Genomic DNA, 19,673 nt, shown 5'->3' with positions numbered 1-19,673 from the left:
TAAAGTAACAAAGTATTCACTACCTGTCCATACGGACCTTGACCAAAATCATGAAACCCAGCACATTTTAACAACTCCACCAATAAAGTGACGCAAAGTGATAACGTACCGTTGGTAATACCATTACCTGACATGAACGAGTTTTAACTTTTATGAAACGGGTATTTAGGCAAGCTGAAGCGTTATAGTTATTTTATTTGTGAATTTTAATTCTTAATTTATGAATATAAATTCAATTTGCACCAAGAAAAATCTCTCCTCCTCTTTTCCCGCTCTGATCACTGGTATGACCATTATAGAAATGGCTCACTGGTGAGTTTTCGTACTAAAACCGCCCATTACTGCTTTTCCGCCAAACAACAGCTTGATCATGCATCAACATTTTTCTTTGCGTTTTGCCTAAAAATTCACCGATTAAAATAAAAAGCAGATGCAATAATTCTCGCCTACCACTATTCTCTTTTAAACGGTAGCTAAAGACGTAAATTCCATACAAAGCCACCGTAAACAAAATAATACAAATAATGTAATCAAAACCTTACGCATAGCAAAAGGCACGGGTTTGCCGGCGAGAAGTCACAACGACAGAGGATGCAACGATGAGTGTTCAACAGGAAGGTGCGGAGCTAAAGCGGGGGCTTAAAAACCGCCACATTCAGCTAATTGCCTTAGGTGGTGCAATTGGTACTGGGTTATTTCTGGGTATCGCACAAACCATCAAAATGGCGGGGCCTTCAGTTTTACTGGGGTATGCAATCGGCGGTTTTATCGCGTTTCTGATTATGCGCCAGTTGGGTGAGATGGTGGTCGAAGAGCCTGTAGCCGGTTCTTTCAGCCACTTTGCATACAAATATTGGGGTAATTTTGCCGGTTTTGCTTCTGGCTGGAACTACTGGGTGCTGTACGTGTTAGTGGCGATGGCTGAATTGACCGCTGTCGGCATCTACGTGCAATACTGGTGGCCAGAGATCCCGACTTGGGTCTCTGCCGCAGTCTTCTTCCTTGCCATCAATGCCATCAATCTGGCAAACGTCAAAGTCTATGGCGAGATGGAGTTCTGGTTTGCCATTATTAAAGTGGTCGCCATTATTGCCATGATTCTGTTCGGTGGATGGTTATTACTGAGCGGGCAAGGTGGCCCAGAAGCCACTGTGACCAACTTGTGGGCGCAAGGCGGCTTCTTCCCTAATGGCATCATGGGCTTAGTGATGGCCATGGCCGTGATCATGTTCTCCTTCGGTGGCCTCGAGTTAGTGGGTATCACCGCGGCAGAAGCAGAAAATCCGGCCAAAAGCATCCCGAAAGCCACCAATCAGGTTATCTACCGTATCCTGCTGTTCTATATCGGTTCTCTGGCTATCTTGCTGTCACTCTACCCGTGGGGCAAAGTGGTCGAAGGCGGCAGCCCGTTTGTACTGATCTTCCATGCATTGAACAGCAATGTGGTCGCAACGGTATTGAATATCGTGGTACTGACGGCGGCACTGTCGGTTTACAACAGCTGTGTTTACTGCAACAGCCGCATGTTGTTCGGTCTGGCAAAACAGGGCAATGGCCCGAAAATACTGCTGAAAGTCGATGGTCGCGGTGTTCCAGTGATTGCCATTGCCGTCTCTGCCTTTGCCACTGCCTTCTGTGTACTGATTAACTATTTAATTCCGGGCCGTGCTTTTGAATTATTGATGGCACTGGTGGTTTCCGCATTGGTCATCAACTGGGCGATGATTAGCCTCGCGCATCTTAAATTCCGTGCGGCTAAAAACCGTCAGGGTGTGATTCCACAGTTCAAAGCCTTCTGGTATCCGTTCAGCAACTACCTGTGCTTACTCTTCCTGAGTGGCATTCTAGTTATCATGTATCTGACGCCTGGCATCCAGATTTCAGTGCTGTTGATTCCAGCATGGTTACTGCTACTGGCGGTCAGTTACATCCTGAAAAATCGGGGTCAGCAGGTAAAATCTAAATAGCAGAAAATCACCTGTTATCCTCAGAATCTGATGATAACGTCGCTAACGGGCCAGCCTCCAGTGCTGGCCCGTTCATTTTAATGTTTAGAAAAAATAACCCCATTCACGCCAAATCCTGCCCTTACCTCAGCTAACCTATTGATCTCACTGCCCAGTGAATACCCACTCTATCATCTTGGCAATCACCAGTTTGATATCGCTTATCTGTTCAATTTGCGGCATCTATTTTTTTGTAGGCGAGTTCACACTTTGATAGCGATGACATGTTTGTCCATCTCTATAACCATTAACTTCTGATGTCCCCACCAATTGAGCAGTAATAATCCATCCCCAATGACTGTTTTTGATCCATAACGGAGAAAATATCCATGAGCACCGCACTCACAGTGAAGGAAAAGATCGGGTATGGGATGGGGGATGCTGGTTGCAATATGATTGGTGGAGCAATCATGTTGTTCCTGAATTACTTCTACACCGATATTTTCGGCCTCGCGCCCGCATTAGTCGGTATTCTGCTACTTTCGGTGCGGGTACTGGATGCCGTGACTGACCCGATTATGGGGGCCATCGCTGACCGCACCCAAAGCCGTTATGGTCGTTTTCGTCCCTATCTATTATGGATGTCCTTGCCCTATGTCTTATTCAGCGTACTGATGTTTACCACCCCTGAATGGACCTATAACAGCAAAGTTATCTATGCTTTTGTCACCTACTTCTTAATGTCTCTGGCTTATACCGCCATCAATATCCCTTACTGCTCATTAGGTGGCGTCATTACCTCTGATCCTAAAGAGCGCGTCTCCTGCCAGTCTTACCGTTTTATCATGGTGGGTATCGCCACCTTGATATTATCGATGACGTTGTTACCAATGGCTGAATGGTTTGGCGGCGCAGATAAAGCGCGTGGATATCAAATGGCGATGGGTGTTTTAGCCGCGGTGGCATTCTTTATGTTCTTATTCTGCTTCGCCACCGTGAAGGAGCGTATTAAACCTGCCGTTCCCACCCATGACGCGCTGAAAGCAGACCTGCGCGATGTGTGGAAAAATGACCAGTGGGTCCGCATCCTGCTGCTCACATTCTGCAATGTCTGCCCCGGCTTTATCCGCATGGCAGCCACCATGTACTACGTCACTTATGTCATGCAACAATCATTCTCTTTTGCCAGCTTATTTATCAGCCTCGGCGTTATCGGCATGATGATTGGCAGTGCGCTGGCAAAACCGCTGACAGATAAATTCTGCAAATTAAAAGTCTTCTTCTGGACTAATATCGTGCTGGCTATCTTCTCTTGTGGCTTCTATTTCCTCAACCCGCATCTCACCTCAGTGATTGTGGTGGCCTACTTCCTGCTTAATATCCTGCACCAGATCCCTTCTCCACTGCACTGGTCATTAATGGCCGATGTTGATGACTACGGCGAATGGAAAACAGGTAAACGCATCACCGGTATCAGCTTCTCCGGTAACCTGTTTTTCCTGAAAGTTGGATTGGCCGTAGCCGGTGCCATGGTGGGCTTTCTATTATCGGCCAGCGGCTATCAGGCTGATGCCATCAATCAGGCACCCAGCGCGTTAAACAGTATTGTGTTGCTGTTCACGGTGATCCCTGGGATTGGCTATCTGATTACGGCCGGTGTGGTTCGACTCTTGAAGGTTGACCGGAGCCTGATGCAGCAAATTCAGATCGATCTGGAAAAACGTCGCCTTAATTATCAAGAACTCAGTGACTATCGTATTGGTAAACAACTGGAAGCTAAATAAACGTAAGGAGTCAGTATGACTGAGCATCACTACCCTAACCCATTGATTAAACAGCGGGCAGACCCATTTATCACTCTGCACACTGATGGCTATTACTATTTCACCGCCTCAGTACCTGAATATGACCGCCTTGAACTGCGCCGTGCGCCATCGCTGATCGGCTTGGCACAGGCCGAAGCCGTCACGGTGTGGCAGAAGCCACAGCAAGGTCCAATGAGTGCACTCATCTGGGCACCTGAATTGCATTTTATCGCGGGGAAATGGTACCTCTACTTTGCGGCGACCCATTCACCGGAGATCGCCGATGGCTTATTCCAACACCGTATGTTTGCTTTAGAGTGCGATGCCGCCAATCCCCTGACGGGACAATGGGTTGAGAAGGGGCGGATTACTACGCCACTGGACAGTTTCTCACTCGATGCCACCCACTTTGAGCATCAAGGTAAGCACTACTATTTGTGGGCGCAGAAAGATCCCGCTATTCGTGGTAATTCAAACCTCTATTTGGCCGAAATGGAGAATCCATGGACACTAAAAGGTGTGCCAGTAATGCTGAGTCAACCGGAATTACCTTGGGAAACCATCGGTTTTTGGGTAAACGAAGGGCCAGCAGTGATTACCCATGGCGAGCGTATTTTTATCAGTTACTCGGCGAGTGCCACTGATGAGAACTACTGCATCGGCCTACTCTGGGCTGACATCAACAGTAATATTTTGGATGCCACTCAATGGCATAAATCGCCAGAACCGCTGTTCCGCACCCATGACCAAAATCGCCAATTCGGCCCGGGTCATAACAGTTTTACCCGCAATGAAAGTGGTAAAGATGTGCTGGTTTATCACGCCAGAAATTACACCGAGATTGAAGGTGATCCGCTCTATGACCCCAACCGCCACACCCGAATCAAAACCATCCATTGGGATAAACAAGGTATGCCGATATTCGGTGAGCCACCGGCGGATAATGACTAACTCACTGAACCAGAAGTTCAGCCAGATAAGCGTCCTTTAATTGGCTAAATTCTAATGAAATCACGCGGCTCGGGCCCCCTCCGATCCGCGCTGGATTCAGAACACTAAACTAACGCGCCATAAATTGTTAGTAAAGCCACCACCACAATCATTGCCAATGTCACTTTTCGTGCCAATGAAACAGCAGATCTCGGTGTCTGTACGGGGTCTAAATGAGGCTCTCGGGCCAACGAATATTGAGCAAGTTTAGTCAGTACTTGGTATTGCTGAGAATGGAAATCACCTAGTGAAGCAAACCACGCGGGTAGTGCCCTTTCACCATGACCTAATAATGCATAGGCAACACCCACCAGCCGCACAGGTATCCAATCCAACCAATGCAGGATGCGATCAATACCCGATTGAGATCGCTGTAACGGAGTGTGATGCCGTGCTAACCAAGTTTGATAACCGCGTAACATCGCGTAACCCGCTAACGCCACCGGGCCATAGTTAACACAGACAACAAACCAGAAAATCGGGGCCAAATAATAGCGGAAATTTATCCACAAAAGTGCATTTTGCAGGGATTGCAGTCTGGCTTTCTCGCCGCTATCCATTGGCAAGCCATGGATTAACGCTAACTCCTCGGCCATTTTATCAGTGGCATGTGCATCACCCTGCCGCGCAGCCTTCAGATAAGCTCGATAATGTTTACGTATGCCACCCGCACCAATACATAGCAGGCAAATCAGTATCCAGATAAGTAACAGTGGGAAACCGAATAAGATATTTTGTGCTAATTGTAAAATCAGCCATACCAATGCCATCCACACGGCGGTCAGCAAAATGGTTTGTACTAACGAAAAGTGGCGTAAGCGAGCAAATATAACTTCAAGACGGTGATCTAACTGCCAATGTTCGCCCAGTTTAAATAAGCGTTCCCACGCCAGCACCAGTAACAACGTAAACAGTGTCATTAGCTCTTATTCTCCCTTTGCATTTAACCGCCCTGAAGCAGGGCATATGCCTCCCGGCATCTATAAACAACAATATCAGATGAGGCCGTAAACAGATAAGCGCTCGGCAATAGCCTCTGGCTGATATTGAGTTACGTCCACATCACGATTATGGCGATAACTTTGCTAAACACTGCTGATACAAGGCCCAATCAAATGCAGGACCGGGGTCAGTTTTACGTTCAGGCGCGATATCACTGTGCCCTGTCACCCGATCGGCGGTTATTGGATAATGAGCGAATAGCAGCGCACTTATCTTATTTAAGCTGTGATATTGCGCGGGCGTAAACGGTATCATATCCGTCCCTTCCAGCTCGATTCCAATAGAAAAATCGTTACACCGCTCACGCCCAGCAAAAGTTGATGCTCCTGCATGCCAAGCGCGTTTATCAAACGGAACATATTGGATAATTTCACCATCACGGCGAATCAGGCAATGGGCCGAGACTCGCAAGTGAACAATATCAGCGAAATAAGGATGTTCATCGGCATTCAGTGTGCCGGTAAATAACTGATCAATATGCGGGCCACCAAATTCACCAGGAGGCAAACTGATATTATGAATCACCAGCAGTGAAGGTGCCTCACCTTCTGGGCGCTGATCAAAATGGGGGGAAACGACTCGTTTAACCCCTGAAATCCAGCCATTTTCTAACTGCCAGTCACTGTCCAACTGCATCGTTTACCTAAGCCCCCTGATAGTACACTTCTGCTGCTCTTTTATGGCACTTCGGCCAGCAACAGAGTAGCATGTTTGAACGACTATCCATCCGCCATTTCGGAGTTTTCTATGCCGACCCGCAGCTATAATGCTGACAGCCGCCGTGCCGAGCTATTGGAACGAATTCAACGTGATATCCCTTCAGCTGTCGCTCAGGCTTTGAGTGAAGATCTCGGTGGTGAGGTCAATGCAGACCGCGATCTTACCGCACAATTGCTCCCAGCAGATAAACAAGCTAGCGCCACTGTCATTACACGTGAACCGGGTATTTTTTGTGGTCAGCGCTGGTTGAATGAAGTGTTCATTCAACTTGGTGCTCAAGTCTCCGTTGAATGGCTCGTTAACGATGGAGACAAGCTGACGGCAAATCAGACACTTTGTCGCCTGACAGGCCCTGCCCGTATTTTACTCACCGGTGAACGCACTGCACTCAATTTCCTGCAAACGTTATCGGGTGTCGCGACTGAGGTCAGCCGCTACGTGACGCTACTCTCTGGACTACATACGCAACTGCTTGATACCCGAAAAACATTACCCGGGCTACGTACGGCATTGAAGTATGCCGTTCTCTGTGGTGGCGGTAATAACCATCGGCTCGGTTTGTCTGATGCTTTTCTTATCAAAGAAAACCACATTATTGCTGCGGGTTCGATCAAAGAGGCCGTCGCCAAAGCGTTTTGGATACATGCAGATGTCCCTGTCGAGGTTGAAGTTGAATCCCTTGATGAATTGCAACAAGCACTGGAAGCGGGTGCAGACATCATTATGTTAGATAATTTCACCATTCCCATGATGTGTAATGCCGTGCAAATGCGTGATGCACTTGCCAAAACTCAGGAAAGCGCGCAACTGGAGGTTTCCGGCAACGTGACGTTGGAAACACTACGAAGTTACGCCGAAACAGGCATTGACTTCATTTCAGTCGGTGCACTAACCAAACACATTACGGCATTAGACCTTTCTATGCGTTTCCAGTAAATCCTGTCCCTCAGTAATAAGGCCCATGGATGGGCCGAATAACAAGCACGCTTACACACCTACAACTTGAAAGATGAAAGGTATATCAAATTACCTTCGGCGATTCACCGTTATTAACAGACGCTAATTCTATTTTGCGAACGTCGCCGAAGTTATCTGTGATTCCACTGCAACAACCTAAATATCCGACAGTACGCTTCGCAAATCGATGTAATGCCCCTTTTCTCCCGAATTAAAAATCTGCACTCTTGCTTCGTTTTCTCAAACACAAGGAGAGTGGTAAATGGCTAATCAACAAGGTTTTACATTAATTGAATTGATGGTTGTGATCGCGATAATCGCAGTTCTCAGTGGTATTGGTATCCCTTCCTATCAGCGTTACCTCCAAAAAGCGGCACTCACCGATATGTTACAGAGCATCGTTCCCTACAAAATGGCGGTCGAACTCTGTGCGCTGGAACATGCCAAGCTTGATAGCTGCAATGCGGGTAATAACGGAATACCCACGGGGCAGCCATCCCGCTATGTCAATGCAACAGCCATTGATAACGGGGTGATTACACTCACTGGTCAACAGACACTCGCCAGTCTGACTCTGGTAATGTCGCCCACATTAAGCCGCAGCGGAAATATAGTCTGGTCGAGAACATGCACCACAACCGATGACAGCCTTGCTGATAGCTGTAAGGCCGTATTCCGTTTCAATGATAAGGCAGCATCAAATGACTGAGCGCATGACATCTCCACTTGAAGCAATCAGTGACGAATTGCACATACTCTGTCGCCGTCATAGAACAATCGCACTCAAACTCGATGGTAAGAATCTGTCCATAGCTTCATCTGGCCCGGTAAATGATGAGTTATTAACAGCATTGCGTTTTACTTGTGGCCGTAAAATCAGAGTGGAATATTGGCCAGAAGCCAAGATTGAACAGTCATTGTATCTGGCGTCATCAGCTAAAGAACAACGAAGCAAAGGAGTCGATTCCACAGATCACACTCAAACTACATTCCAACAACTGGGTAGACAGCAGGGAACTACCCCATCGAACCTACCATTGCAGGATCTGGATGAAACCCTGCTTGATAGTGAAAGTGATACTCCTGTTATTCAATTTATCAATCAAACACTCTGGCTAGCGATTCAAAAACGCGCATCAGATATCCATTTTGAACCTTATCAGCACCGTTATCGCATCCGTTTACGAATTGACGGTGTATTACATGAATCACCACCGCCCACAACCGAGTTAGCCAGTCGAATCAGCAGTTGCCTGAAAGTGTTGTCAAAATTGAATATCGCAGAAAAGCGGTTACCGCAAGATGGTCAGTTAAATCTACAGCTAAAAGGCACTTGCTACTCAATGAGAATAGCGACTCTTCCAGTGCAGTATGGTGAGAAAGTGGTGCTGCGCATCCTTAACATGCAGCAGCAAACAACATTGGAAACGCTAGGGCTGCCCAAAATTGCGGTCCAACAATTAACGCGGGCTTTATCGGCTCCGCAAGGTCTGATACTGGTAACCGGGCCTACAGGCAGTGGTAAAACGGTGACACTTTATTGCAGTCTGGGGCATCTTAATCAGCCCAAAAGAAACATATGTAGCGTTGAAGATCCCACTGAAATTCAGGTTGATGGCATAAATCAAACTCAGATCAATAGTAAGATTGGGCTGGATTTTTCTCATGTATTACGTGCGATGCTACGTCAGGATCCTGATGTGGTGATGCTAGGTGAAATTCGTGACAACGAAACCGCAGAAATAGCGGTTAAAGCAGCACTGACAGGGCATCTGGTGCTCTCAACACTGCATACCAATTCAACGGCTGAAACACTGACACGCCTAACACAAATGGGAATAGAGCGTCACCTCATTGCCTCGAGCCTAAGCTTAGTTATCGCCCAGCGCCTCGTGCGTAAGCTCTGCCTACACTGTCGGCAGGCATCTCCTCACCTTTTTCAGCCCCCAACAGAAGTACGAGCAACCCCATTGCAACATTATCAAGCTCTAGGCTGTGAACATTGCTGTGCGGGCTATTATGGCCGAACGGGTATTTACGAGATGCTAAATATCACCCCGCAAATCCAACAAGCTTTGCTCCACAATGTTAACCCATCCGAGCTTACGCGAATTGCGCAGGAACAGGGGCAAAAAACATTACTCTCGGCAGGTCTGGCGTTAGTCGAAAGTGGCGTCACCACTCTCGAGGAAGTTAATCGTGTTGTAGGGTTCTTAACCGAAGTTGAGGCAACGCCGTGAGCCAGCAGCGCTTATTCTATTGGAGAGCAATTGGTACTGCTGGGCAGTTGCACACAGGTACGCTACTGGCAACAGAGAGAAACATTGTCTACAAACACATATTCAGCCTTGGATTACAACCACTGGGCATTAAGGGCGGTAAGCGGCTATCGGTTAGCTATTGGCGAGGAGAGCTTCTGATCACCGTTACCCGACAGTTAGCCACCTTACTGCAAGCTGGCTTGCCTTTAGTTAATAGCTTGCAGTTATTAGCAAAAGAGATAGATGCCCTTCCATGGCGATGCTTATTACAGGAAATCAGCCAACAAGTTTCACAAGGCCAATCATTATCCGAAGCAATGGCACGTTACCCACGTATTTTTCCGCGATTATATCCCCCAGTGATTGCCATGGGGGAGTTAACCGGGAATCTTGAGCAGTGTTGCATTCAGTTGGTAGAGCATCAGGAACGGCAGCAAAAATTACAAAAGAAAGTGGTCAAAGCGCTAAAGTATCCCGTGTTTGTCTGTATCATCGCGTTGGTTGTCAGTATTGTCATGCTGGTAATGGTGCTACCTGAATTTGCACAAATCTATCAATCATTTGATACACCATTACCCGCACTTACTGCCTCGCTTCTTTTGATATCCGCATTTCTTACGGATTATGGCCTATACATTACCATCGTATTGATATCACTCTGTACTGGATATTATTATGCACGTCGGAATAGGGCTAGCTGTCAGCTATGGGAGCAAAAATTTCTATTACGCACTCCACTCGTCTCGGCATTAATTCGTGGTAGTTGTCTTAGCCAAATATTTCAAACATTGGCTATCACTCAACATGCAGGATTACCACTGACTGCTGGATTAGATGCTGCACTTCTTTCCGTCAGTAACGATACCTATCGGCAAGCGCTGCTGCATATTCAACAGCAGATAACTCAAGGTACTCCTTTGTATACCGCCCTCGCCCAACACCCATTATTCCCCCCACTGTGCCAACAACTGGTGCGGGTGGGTGAAGAGTCAGGAGCTCTGGATGTACTGTTGGATAAATTGGCAGATTGGCATCAGCAACAAACACAAGATTTGGCGGATAACCTCACTCAAATGTTGGAGCCACTTTTGATGCTGATAATTGGCGGTATTGTTGGCGTTCTGGTGATAGCGATGTATTTACCGATATTCCAGTTAGGGGATGTCATAGGATAGATGGGCGCGTTAGAGGAAAGCTATCGTGCGTGGTGACGTAGTGACGTAGTGACGTAGTGACGTAGTGACGTAGTGACGTGATAGCGTGATGACGGGAGGAAACATAATGACAAAGGGCGCTTTGTTAATTGCGCCCTTGCCATATCAATGAATAAACTTCAGGTATTCATTGACCACTGCATCCAGAAAATAATCATCACCGGAAACTAGGGATTAATTGCTGCCAAATACGCGGTTTTCTTGCTCTGCGACACGGATAAACGTGGTGCGTTTGGTCAGCTCTTTTAAGTGTGAAGCACCGACGTAAGTGCACGCTGAACGTAAGCCGCCCATAATGTCACGAACCGTGTTATCGACGGAACCACGTAATGGCAACTTCACCGTTTTACCTTCTGCTGCACGATACTCAGCAACACCGCCTACATGGCGTTTCATCGCAGATTCAGAGCTCATACCGTAGAACAGCATGAATTTCTCGCCATTCTCTTCAACAACACGGCCTTCACACTCATCATGGCCAGCCAGCATACCACCCAACATCACAAAGTCAGCACCACCGCCGAACGCTTTAGCCACATCACCCGGTACTGAACAGCCGCCATCACTGACAATCTGTCCCCCCAGACCATGTGCCGCATCAGCACACTCGATAACAGCAGATAGCTGTGGATAGCCAACCCCAGTTTTCACTCGTGTAGTACATACTGAGCCAGGTCCAATGCCAACTTTAACAATGTCAGCACCAGAAAGGATCAGCTCTTCAACCATCTCGCCAGTGACCACATTTCCTGCGCAGATCACTTTATCCGGGCAAGCTTCACGGGCTCTTTGCAGGAAGGCGACAAAATGCTCTGAGTAGCCGTTAGCCACATCAATACAGATGAATTTTAAAGCAGGTGATAACGCCAAAATTTGTTTCATTTTGTCGAAATCAGCAGAAGAGGTGCCCGTTGAGACCATAACATGGCGCAACACTGACTCAGGAACACGCTTCACAAACTCGCCCCACTGCTCAACAGTGTAGTGCTTATGAACCGCAGTAAGGACATCGAATGAGGCCAAGACCTCAGCCATGCGGAAGGTGCCAACGGTATCCATATTAGCGGCGATGATAGGTACACCGGACCAATTCCAACCTGAGTGTTTGAAGGTAAACTGACGCTCCAGTTCCACTTCAGAGCGGCTTTTCAGTGTTGAACGTTTAGGGCGGATTAACACATCTTTGAAACCTAACTTCAAACCTTCTTCAATACGCATGGCTCATTATTTCCTGGTTAGTGGCGATAGATCGCAAAATTGATCGGGCGTAAATCACGCCATCCCAGTGAAGCTATCATACGCATGAATAATTCTTCGGCAAGACTGCGAATTCACCTTTATTTACGCTACAATCCCACAAATTACCTGAAGAGTCGCGGCCACACGTCCGTCAATATAACTACTTCACGTATTTTTCCACGCAGTTCAAACAGAATGCACTCCCTGCTATGCCTTACCACCTGCTTTCAGATACAATTCGGCCACTCACTAACAGCATGCAAGGTTAGGCAATGACCTATATTGTGGCCCTCACTGGCGGAATTGGCAGCGGCAAAAGTACCGTGGCAAATACATTCGCCAATTTGGGTGTGCCCCTTATTGATGCTGATATCATTGCCCGCCAAGTCGTTGAGCCGGGAATGCCAGCGTTAGCCGCTATTGCTTCCCACTATGGCGAAACTATTTTGCAAACTGATGGCACATTGGATCGTGCTGCGTTACGCGAAAAGATTTTCAGTGAGCCGCAGGAAAAAGCATGGTTAAATTCATTATTGCATCCACTTATCCAGCAAGAAACTCAGCGCCAACTTGCAGAGATAGATAAGCCATACGTACTCTGGGTTGTCCCCCTGCTGATTGAAAATGGTTTACACCAGCGTGCCAATCGTGTGTTAGTGGTAGATGTTGCACCTGAAATACAACTCGCGAGAACGATGGCGAGAGATGGCATTACCCGCCTACAGGCAGAACATATTTTAGCATCACAGGTTTCGCGACAGCAGCGGCTGGCCTGTGCTGATGACATTATTGACAATAGCGGCGATCCATTAATTATCGCCCCGCAAGTTGCCTCATTACACCAGCAGTACTTAAAATTAGCGGCAGCGGCCCAACAGGATCTACATCGATGAGTGACCTCACCTCAACAATACTATTTGAACATCCGCTCAATGAAAAAATGCGTACCTGGCTGAGAATGGAGTTTTTACTACAACAATTAGAAAGCCAGTGTTCATTAGATAACATCGCCAGTGCATTAACCTTCTTCCGTACTGCATCTGATTTAATTGATGTTCTTGAGCGCGGTGAAGTACGCACTGATTTGCTAAAAGAGCTTGAGCGCCAACAACAGAAGTTACAACAATGGACGGATATGCCCGGCGTTGATATGTCGTTAGTGGATACCCTGCGCAGTCAGCTAAAAAACCGAGCATCAGTATTGATGTCAGCACCACGAATTGGGCAGTCATTAAAAGAGGACCGCTTAATCAGTGTGGTTCGCCAGCGGCTGAGTATTCCCGGCGGTTGCTGTAGTTTTGATTTACCGACGTTACACACTTGGCTGCATCAGCCACAGGAACAGCGCAATCAGCATATTGGTAAATTACTGGCAAGCTTAGTCCCACTCAATCAGTCGCTGACCATCATTTTAGATTTAATCCGCCAGTCTGGTCCATTACGCCCACAAATCAGCTTGAATGGCTTCTTCCAAGATAACGCTGAGGGCGCAGATCTGCTCAGATTGCGTCTGCCACTGGAGCCACAGCTATACCCGCAAATTTCTGGCCATAAAACACGATATGCCATTCGCTTCTTACCACTCGACAGTGAAAATGGTACTGTGCCAGCCCGTTTATCCTTTGAATTAGCCTGCTGCTAATTTAGTTATAATGATACCCAATAGATTTCAAGAAGTAGGAAGACGGCAAGCCCATCCGCCTGCGACTTGAAAGATGGAGGGTATAGAAAGATTTTAGGAGAGAATATGGAACCCGAAGTCATCGAGGTTAACTGCCCAACTTGTGGGAAAATCGTTATTTGGGGTGAACAAAGCCCTTACCGCCCTTTCTGTTGCAAGCGTTGCCAACTTATTGACTTAGGTGAGTGGGCAGACGAAGAGAAACGTATTTCCAGCAGTGGTGAGTTATCCGACAGTGACGAATGGAGCGAGGAAGAACCCCCTACGCACTGATAATTTTAGCACCTGCTATTACCCCACAAAATAGAGCAACTCAATAATATTAACTACAATGCAATACCCAACGTAATTGAAGTTGCAGCTAGGCAGCCAGCGAACGAATCCCGATGAACTTACTAAAGTAAGTGATTCGGGTAAGTGTACGCAGCTAACAACCCTGCAACTTTAAGGTCGAAGGGTAGTGAGTAGTTCGATAATTGCTGCATTAGCGGGTGGAAACTCTTCAGCCAACAATTCAGATTGTCTCACCCAGCGCATCGGTTGCCCTTCGCGGCCAAAGGGTTCGCCGTCCCACGCTTCAACTATGTAGAAAGTTAATGTCACGATACGATCCGCAAAAGTATGCTCCAGTACTTTGAGCAAAGTGGCTTTTTGCACCACAATCCCTGTTTCTTCCAACAGTTCGCGTTTTAAAGCCAGTTCCGGTGTTTCACCCTGCTCAATCTTCCCACCAGGGAACTCCCAAAACCCCGCCATGTGGGAGTCAGCGGCTCGCTGAGCAATAAAAATCTCCTGCTGGGCGTTGCGAATAATCCCTACCGCAATCTGTAAATGTTTCAATTCTCTTTCTCCTGTTAAGGGTGCGGACTCATATCGCTCCCTATTTGCTTATCCTAAGGTAAAAACGACAAAAAAAAGCCAAAATAAAGGGCGGTATTTAGCCGCCCTTATTGTCAGTGTGACCCGTGGCCTAACTATTACTGTAGGCTACCATGGCACTGTTTGTATTTTTTGCCTGAACCACATGGGCATGGATCGTTACGACCCACTTTGCGCTCAAGATTGGCGGCAACATTGATCTCTTCCTGTGACATCAATGCGCTGTTGTCAGACTGATGGCTCAACTGTTGCTGTTTAGCTAAACGCTCCGCTTCTTCACGACGTTGTACTTCCAGCGCTTCTACCTCTTCTGGCATCCGCACCTGCACTTTGCTCAGTACGCTAATCACTTCATATTTCAGTGATTCCAGCATAGCGGCAAACATAGCGAAGGATTCACGCTTATATTCTTGCTTAGGATCTTTTTGCGCATAACCACGTAAATGGATACCCTGACGCAGGTAGTCCATTGCAGCCAAATGCTCTTTCCATAAGGAATCAAGCGTTTGCAGCATCACGCCTTTTTCGAAGTTGCGCATCATTTCAACGCCAACAACTTCCTCCTTGCGGTGATAAACTTCGATCGCCTGCTGAAGAATACGCTCACGTAATGTCTCTTCATGCAGCTGCGGCTCATCTTCCAGCCACTTTGCAATTGGCATATCAAGATCGAAATCATTTTTCAGGCGCTGTTCCAGTCCTTCAACATCCCACATCTCTTCCAGTGACTGAGTTGGAATGTAGCTGTCGATAACTGTTTTGAAAACATCTTCACGGATGCTGTTGATGGTTTCGCTAACATCAGACACATCCAGCAGCTCGTTACGCTGGCTGTAGATTGCGCGACGTTGGTCGCTGGCTACATCATCATATTCCAGTAATTGCTTACGAATATCGAAGTTACGGCTTTCAACTTTACGCTGTGCGTTAGCAATAGCCTTGGTGACCCATGGATGTTCAATGGCTTCGCCCGGTTTCATACCCAGTTTACGCATCATGCCAGACACACGGTCAGAGGCAAAAATACGCATCAACGCATCTTCCATTGATAGATAGAAGCGTGAAGAACCTGCATCACCCTGACGACCCGCACGGCCACGTAACTGGTTATCGATACGGCGTGATTCATGACGCTCAGTACCAATAATGTGCAAACCACCTGATGCCAGTACCGCATCATGGCGAATCTGCCATGCTGCTTTGATGGCAGCAATTTGATCTTCAGTCGGATTTTCTAGCGCGGCAATCTCACTCTGCCAGCTCCCCCCCAACACGATGTCAGTACCACGGCCGGCCATGTTGGTTGCGATAGTGACCGCACCCGGTTGACCCGCTTGAGAAACAATATCCGCTTCCATTGCGTGGAATTTAGCGTTCAGAACTTTGTGCTCAATACCCGCTTTGGTTAACTCAGCGGATACCACTTCAGACTTCTCAATCGAGATGGTCCCGACTAACACAGGCTGACCATTCGCAGTACGCTCACGGATATCTTCAATGATAGCGCCAATCTTTTCCTGCTCGGTCATATAGACTAAGTCAGCTAAATCCTTACGAATCATTGGACGATTAGTAGGTACAACAATGGTATCCAGCTTGTAAATGGAGCTAAATTCAAATGCTTCGGTATCTGCGGTACCGGTCATACCAGCCAGTTTTTCGTACAAACGGAAGTAGTTCTGGAAGGTGATGGAAGCCAGCGTCTGGTTCTCGTTCTGAATTTCTACGCCTTCTTTTGCTTCAATTGCCTGATGCAGGCCATCTGACCAGCGACGCCCCTGCATGGTACGGCCGGTGTGTTCGTCGACGATGATAACTTCGCCGTCTTTCACAATGTAATCAACATCGCGGGCAAACAGCACATGCGCGCGCAGTGCTGCCGTGACGTGGTGCATCAACATGATGTTAGTTGGAGAATAGAGCGACTCGCCCTCTTCCATAATGCCCGCTTCCACCAACATTTGCTCAATCAGAATCAAACCACGCTCTGTCAGGTGAACCTGACGTGATTTTTCGTCCACTGAGAAGTGGCCTTCACCCTGGAAGGTCTCTGAGTCCTCTTTTTCCTGACGAATCAGTTTTGGAATCAGTTTGTTAACCCGAATATACATCTCGGAACTATCTTCGGCTGGGCCAGAGATAATCAACGGAGTACGGGCTTCATCGATCAAGATGGAGTCAACCTCATCCACCAACGCATAATGCAGCTTACGCTGTACCCGCTCTTCTGGGCTGAATGCCATGTTATCGCGCAGATAGTCAAAACCGTATTCGTTGTTCGTACCGTAGGTGATGTCCGCAGCATAAGCCGCACGCTTGGCTGGTGCCGTCATATTCGGCAAGTTGATGCCCACACTCAGGCCAAGGAACTCGAATAATGGACGGTTATTTTCGGCGTCACGCTGGGCCAGATAGTCGTTGACGGTAACCACGTGCACACCACGGCCACTCAATGCATTGAGGTAAGCGGGTAGTGTTGCGGTCAGCGTTTTACCTTCACCCGTACGCATTTCAGCGATGCAACGCTCATTCAGTACCATACCGCCGAGCAGCTGTACGTCGAAGTGGCGCATACAAAACACACGTTTACTGGCTTCGCGCACCACGGCAAACGCCTCAGGAATCAAGGTTTCCAGCACTGCACCTTTTGCCAGGCGCTCACGGAATTCGTCTGTTTTGGCGCGCAATTCAGCATCGGTCAGTTTTTCAATTTCAGGTTCCATGCGGTTGATAAGCTCAACCACTTTGCGCATACGACGCAGTGTACGATCGTTACGGCTGCCAAAAACTTTGGTTAATAATTTGATTAGCATGATTCTTAATATCTCTTACAAGACCACCAAACCGGCGGCCAAAGGTTGCATAAAATTGGGGTAGACCAAGAGAATAATTAGCTGAAATTGGCAGGCCCGGCGCGGATGCCTTGCACTTGTGCAAGCCAAAGCCCAGGTTTGTGTAACGAAAGAACAGGCCGTTTAACCTGCTCGGTATAACGAATGATAGCGGGTGGTTTAAACTCGTGCGTCAGGAGGGCGTTCAGTGTATCCAGCAACGCAAGCTGCTGAATTTGTGATGGCGCTACCTGTTCGACTTCTGCGACCTCTTGCGCTCTGGCATAAGCCGCTTGAGGTGCCAGCGCAAATGAGAGGTGACGAATAACCGTGCGCAGTGCATGCTGTTGCCAGTAGTCTACGCTGAATGAAGGGCGACGATGCATATCATGTAGCAATGCCAAACTGTTAAAGTTTGTCGCACCATGATTCTGACGACTTTGGCTTGATGATGTGTTCGGTATCGCGGTTTGATCTGGCACGCCAGACAGATTTGAAGGCACGCCAAGACTCGCCGCGACCATCCCCAATAAGAGATGCGGCCAGAAATAACGTCTACCAAATTGTCGCCAACGATTTAGAATACCGATCACGAGTTTAAAATCCGCCGGAGCCTTGTCAATGCGTGAAAACCGCCCACAATTATTAGATGTTCTGTTCGATGATGCGGTTGCAGCAGAAAACGGACCGCTACATAACGTACAACAACGCGCGACTGCACTGTTAAAACTTAACCGTGCGGTAAAAGGATTGCTCCCGTCACAATTACAGCCGTGGTGCCGTGTCGCTAACTATCGACAGAGTGTTTTAGTGCTAGAAACCGCGAATGCCAGCTGGTTAATGCGCTTACGCTATGAGCAACCCGCTTTACTTTCTGCACTACGAGCGCAAATTCTACCATCATTGTCTTCAATCGACATCAGGATTAATCCATCCTTAATGGCTAAGGGTCATAACATTACGCAAGATGCCGCAAAATCGTCGGAAAATCCTGGGAAATCTCCGCCATTACGTCATTTAAGTTTGGAAAGTGCTAAGGAATTAAGAGAATTAGCGAGCCGTAGCCCTGAAAAACTGAGGACAATATTGGAACGATTAGCTGCGTTGGCCGGAGAGAGTGCCAACGCAACCAAAAGTGATGGTGATAAATAGCCTTAGTAGGCCAATACCGTAGACGGTGCTTTGAATGCCAATGGCATTTCGGCTTCGTCTTGGAACGTCACAAATTCCCAAGCTTCTTGCTTAGCTAAAACAGCCTGCAATAACTTGTTATTTAAGGCATGACCCGACTTGTATGCAGTAAATGCGCCAATAATATTATGGCCACACATAAACAGGTCGCCAATCGCGTCCAGCATTTTGTGACGAACAAACTCATCTTCGAAGCGCAGGCCATCTTCATTTAATACGCGGTAATCATCAACCACGATGGCACAATCGAAACTACCGCCCAGGCACAAACCACGGGACTGTAGATACTCGATATCACGCATGAAACCAAAAGTACGCGCACGACTGATTTGGCGGACGAATGAATCGGCCGAGAAATCCAGACGGTAGCGTTGAGTACTTGAGTCAATCGCCGGGTGATTAAAATCAATGGTGAAATCTAAACGGAATCCATTAAATGGAGACAATTCAGCCCATTTATCACCGTCTTCAACCCGCACTGTCTCTTTCAGACGCAGGAATTTCTTCGCAGAGTTTAACTCTTCGATACCCGCATCTAGCAGCAAATACACGAATGGACTGGCACTACCGTCCATAATCGGCACTTCGGGAGCGTTAACTTCAATAATAATGTTATCAATCCCTAACCCTGCCAAAGCAGCGTTGAGATGTTCAACAGTAGAAATACGCACGTCATGCTCATTGACCAAGCAAGTACAGAGCATGGTATCACGCACGGATTTTGCATCTGCCGGGAAATCAACCGGTGGATTCAAGTCAGTGCGACGATAGATGACCCCGGTATTAGCCGGCGCGGGTCGCATTGTCAGCGTGACTTTTTTACCGGTGTGCAAACCGACGCCAGTCGCCTGAACAATACGTTTTAAAGTCCTTTGTTTGATCATCGTTTTATCTCGCAATGTTATCCATCCTACCGACCAAGCTTATAACAAGATCGGCGGGACAGTTTAGCACAAA

Annotated in this window: 18 protein-coding genes; 11 read left to right on the top strand and 7 right to left on the bottom strand. The window is 47.5% G+C overall.

Annotation, left to right across the window (positions count from 1 at the left end; all coding sequences use genetic code 11):
* Positions 1–599 precede the first annotated feature (599 nt).
* The 3 genes from ACZ76_RS12590 to ACZ76_RS12580 all read left to right on the top strand — a co-directional run bounded on the left by ACZ76_RS12590 (position 600) and on the right by ACZ76_RS12580 (position 4,702).
* Entirely contained in the window at positions 600–1,967 is a 1,368-nt protein-coding gene (locus tag ACZ76_RS12590) for an amino acid permease (RefSeq protein WP_048619227.1), read from the top strand.
* 368 nt (positions 1,968–2,335) lie between these two features.
* The gene (locus ACZ76_RS12585) at positions 2,336–3,730 is read left to right on the top strand and encodes a glycoside-pentoside-hexuronide (GPH):cation symporter (protein WP_048619226.1); all 1,395 of its coding nucleotides are present in this window, start codon (positions 2,336–2,338) and stop codon (positions 3,728–3,730) included.
* A gap of 15 nt (positions 3,731–3,745) precedes the next feature.
* Positions 3,746–4,702 (top strand): glycoside hydrolase family 43 protein, encoded by a 957-nt coding sequence (locus tag ACZ76_RS12580; RefSeq protein WP_048619225.1) that lies wholly within the window; start codon positions 3,746–3,748, stop codon positions 4,700–4,702.
* Between the two features lie 104 nt (positions 4,703–4,806).
* Here ACZ76_RS12580 and ampE read toward each other — a convergent pair whose 3' ends face one another.
* Positions 4,807–5,661, bottom strand: a complete 855-nt coding sequence (gene ampE, locus ACZ76_RS12575; RefSeq protein ID WP_048619224.1) for a beta-lactamase regulator AmpE — start codon at positions 5,659–5,661, stop codon at positions 4,807–4,809.
* A 148-nt stretch (positions 5,662–5,809) separates the two neighbouring features.
* Complete coding sequence (gene ampD, locus ACZ76_RS12570) at positions 5,810–6,379, bottom strand: 1,6-anhydro-N-acetylmuramyl-L-alanine amidase AmpD (protein WP_048619223.1); 570 nt, start codon at positions 6,377–6,379, stop codon at positions 5,810–5,812.
* 111 nt (positions 6,380–6,490) lie between these two features.
* On the opposite strand from ampD, the gene nadC reads away from it, so the two are divergent.
* The 4 genes from nadC (at position 6,491) to hofC (ending at position 10,856) form a co-directional block, all read left to right on the top strand.
* Positions 6,491–7,399, top strand: a complete 909-nt coding sequence (nadC, locus tag ACZ76_RS12565; RefSeq protein ID WP_048619222.1) for a carboxylating nicotinate-nucleotide diphosphorylase — start codon at positions 6,491–6,493, stop codon at positions 7,397–7,399.
* A 283-nt stretch (positions 7,400–7,682) separates the two neighbouring features.
* The gene (gene ppdD / locus ACZ76_RS12560) at positions 7,683–8,129 is read left to right on the top strand and encodes a prepilin peptidase-dependent pilin (protein WP_048619221.1); all 447 of its coding nucleotides are present in this window, start codon (positions 7,683–7,685) and stop codon (positions 8,127–8,129) included.
* Positions 8,122–9,660, top strand: a complete 1,539-nt coding sequence (gene gspE / locus ACZ76_RS12555) for a type II secretion system protein GspE (protein ID WP_048619220.1) — start codon at positions 8,122–8,124, stop codon at positions 9,658–9,660. The genes ppdD and gspE overlap by 8 nt, the downstream gene beginning before the upstream one ends.
* Positions 9,657–10,856, top strand: coding sequence for a protein transport protein HofC (gene hofC, locus ACZ76_RS12550; RefSeq protein WP_048619219.1), 1,200 nt, complete (start codon positions 9,657–9,659; stop codon positions 10,854–10,856). The genes gspE and hofC overlap by 4 nt, the downstream gene beginning before the upstream one ends.
* A gap of 213 nt (positions 10,857–11,069) precedes the next feature.
* Here hofC and ACZ76_RS12545 read toward each other — a convergent pair whose 3' ends face one another.
* Positions 11,070–12,113 (bottom strand): GMP reductase, encoded by a 1,044-nt coding sequence (locus ACZ76_RS12545; protein WP_004875550.1) that lies wholly within the window; start codon positions 12,111–12,113, stop codon positions 11,070–11,072.
* 293 nt (positions 12,114–12,406) lie between these two features.
* Between ACZ76_RS12545 and coaE the strand changes: the two genes are divergently transcribed.
* From coaE to yacG, 3 genes are all read left to right on the top strand, one after another.
* The gene (coaE, locus tag ACZ76_RS12540) at positions 12,407–13,027 is read left to right on the top strand and encodes a dephospho-CoA kinase (protein WP_048619218.1); all 621 of its coding nucleotides are present in this window, start codon (positions 12,407–12,409) and stop codon (positions 13,025–13,027) included.
* Positions 13,024–13,776 carry a cell division protein ZapD gene (zapD, locus tag ACZ76_RS12535; RefSeq protein WP_048619217.1) on the top strand — a complete coding sequence of 251 codons (753 nt, stop codon included), beginning with the start codon at positions 13,024–13,026 and terminating at the stop codon, positions 13,774–13,776. Before coaE ends, zapD begins: the two co-directional genes overlap by 4 nt.
* 105 nt (positions 13,777–13,881) lie before the next feature.
* On the top strand, positions 13,882–14,088 hold the full coding sequence (yacG, locus tag ACZ76_RS12530) for a DNA gyrase inhibitor YacG (protein WP_048619216.1): 207 nt from the start codon (positions 13,882–13,884) through the stop codon (positions 14,086–14,088).
* 171 nt (positions 14,089–14,259) lie between these two features.
* On the opposite strand, the gene mutT is transcribed toward yacG, so the two are convergent.
* From mutT to secM, 3 genes are all read right to left on the bottom strand, one after another.
* Entirely contained in the window at positions 14,260–14,655 is a 396-nt protein-coding gene (gene mutT / locus ACZ76_RS12525) for an 8-oxo-dGTP diphosphatase MutT (protein WP_048619215.1), read from the bottom strand.
* Between the two features lie 137 nt (positions 14,656–14,792).
* Entirely contained in the window at positions 14,793–17,507 is a 2,715-nt protein-coding gene (secA, locus tag ACZ76_RS12520; protein WP_048619214.1) for a preprotein translocase subunit SecA, read from the bottom strand.
* Positions 17,508–17,584: 77 nt separating this feature from the next.
* Positions 17,585–18,118 (bottom strand): secA translation cis-regulator SecM, encoded by a 534-nt coding sequence (gene secM / locus ACZ76_RS12515; RefSeq protein ID WP_048619213.1) that lies wholly within the window; start codon positions 18,116–18,118, stop codon positions 17,585–17,587.
* A gap of 28 nt (positions 18,119–18,146) precedes the next feature.
* Between secM and ACZ76_RS12510 the strand changes: the two genes are divergently transcribed.
* Complete coding sequence (locus tag ACZ76_RS12510) at positions 18,147–18,677, top strand: DUF721 domain-containing protein (protein ID WP_048619212.1); 531 nt, start codon at positions 18,147–18,149, stop codon at positions 18,675–18,677.
* A 2-nt stretch (positions 18,678–18,679) separates the two neighbouring features.
* Here ACZ76_RS12510 and lpxC read toward each other — a convergent pair whose 3' ends face one another.
* The gene (gene lpxC, locus ACZ76_RS12505) at positions 18,680–19,600 is read right to left on the bottom strand and encodes a UDP-3-O-acyl-N-acetylglucosamine deacetylase (protein ID WP_004389005.1); all 921 of its coding nucleotides are present in this window, start codon (positions 19,598–19,600) and stop codon (positions 18,680–18,682) included.
* Positions 19,601–19,673: the final 73 nt, after the last annotated feature.

The organism is Yersinia aleksiciae, from assembly GCF_001047675.1.
GTDB classification, from domain to species: Bacteria; Pseudomonadota; Gammaproteobacteria; order Enterobacterales; family Enterobacteriaceae; genus Yersinia; species Yersinia aleksiciae.
This window is presented reverse-complemented; position numbering and strand designations above follow the sequence as displayed.

Coding starts and splice junctions, on each gene's coding strand:
- ACZ76_RS12590 (WP_048619227.1), top strand. CDS start 600: ATGAGTGTTCAACAGGAAGGTGCGGAGCTAAAGCGGGGGCTTAAAAAC.
- ACZ76_RS12585 (WP_048619226.1), top strand. CDS start 2,336: ATGAGCACCGCACTCACAGTGAAGGAAAAGATCGGGTATGGGATGGGG.
- ACZ76_RS12580 (WP_048619225.1), top strand. CDS start 3,746: ATGACTGAGCATCACTACCCTAACCCATTGATTAAACAGCGGGCAGAC.
- ampE (WP_048619224.1), bottom strand. CDS start 5,661: ATGACACTGTTTACGTTGTTACTGGTGCTGGCGTGGGAACGCTTATTT.
- ampD (WP_048619223.1), bottom strand. CDS start 6,379: ATGCAGTTGGACAGTGACTGGCAGTTAGAAAATGGCTGGATTTCAGGG.
- nadC (WP_048619222.1), top strand. CDS start 6,491: ATGCCGACCCGCAGCTATAATGCTGACAGCCGCCGTGCCGAGCTATTG.
- ppdD (WP_048619221.1), top strand. CDS start 7,683: ATGGCTAATCAACAAGGTTTTACATTAATTGAATTGATGGTTGTGATC.
- gspE (WP_048619220.1), top strand. CDS start 8,122: ATGACTGAGCGCATGACATCTCCACTTGAAGCAATCAGTGACGAATTG.
- ACZ76_RS12545 (WP_004875550.1), bottom strand. CDS start 12,113: ATGCGTATTGAAGAAGGTTTGAAGTTAGGTTTCAAAGATGTGTTAATC.
- coaE (WP_048619218.1), top strand. CDS start 12,407: ATGACCTATATTGTGGCCCTCACTGGCGGAATTGGCAGCGGCAAAAGT.
- zapD (WP_048619217.1), top strand. CDS start 13,024: ATGAGTGACCTCACCTCAACAATACTATTTGAACATCCGCTCAATGAA.
- yacG (WP_048619216.1), top strand. CDS start 13,882: ATGGAACCCGAAGTCATCGAGGTTAACTGCCCAACTTGTGGGAAAATC.
- secA (WP_048619214.1), bottom strand. CDS start 17,507: ATGCTAATCAAATTATTAACCAAAGTTTTTGGCAGCCGTAACGATCGT.
- ACZ76_RS12510 (WP_048619212.1), top strand. CDS start 18,147: ATGCGTGAAAACCGCCCACAATTATTAGATGTTCTGTTCGATGATGCG.
- lpxC (WP_004389005.1), bottom strand. CDS start 19,600: ATGATCAAACAAAGGACTTTAAAACGTATTGTTCAGGCGACTGGCGTC.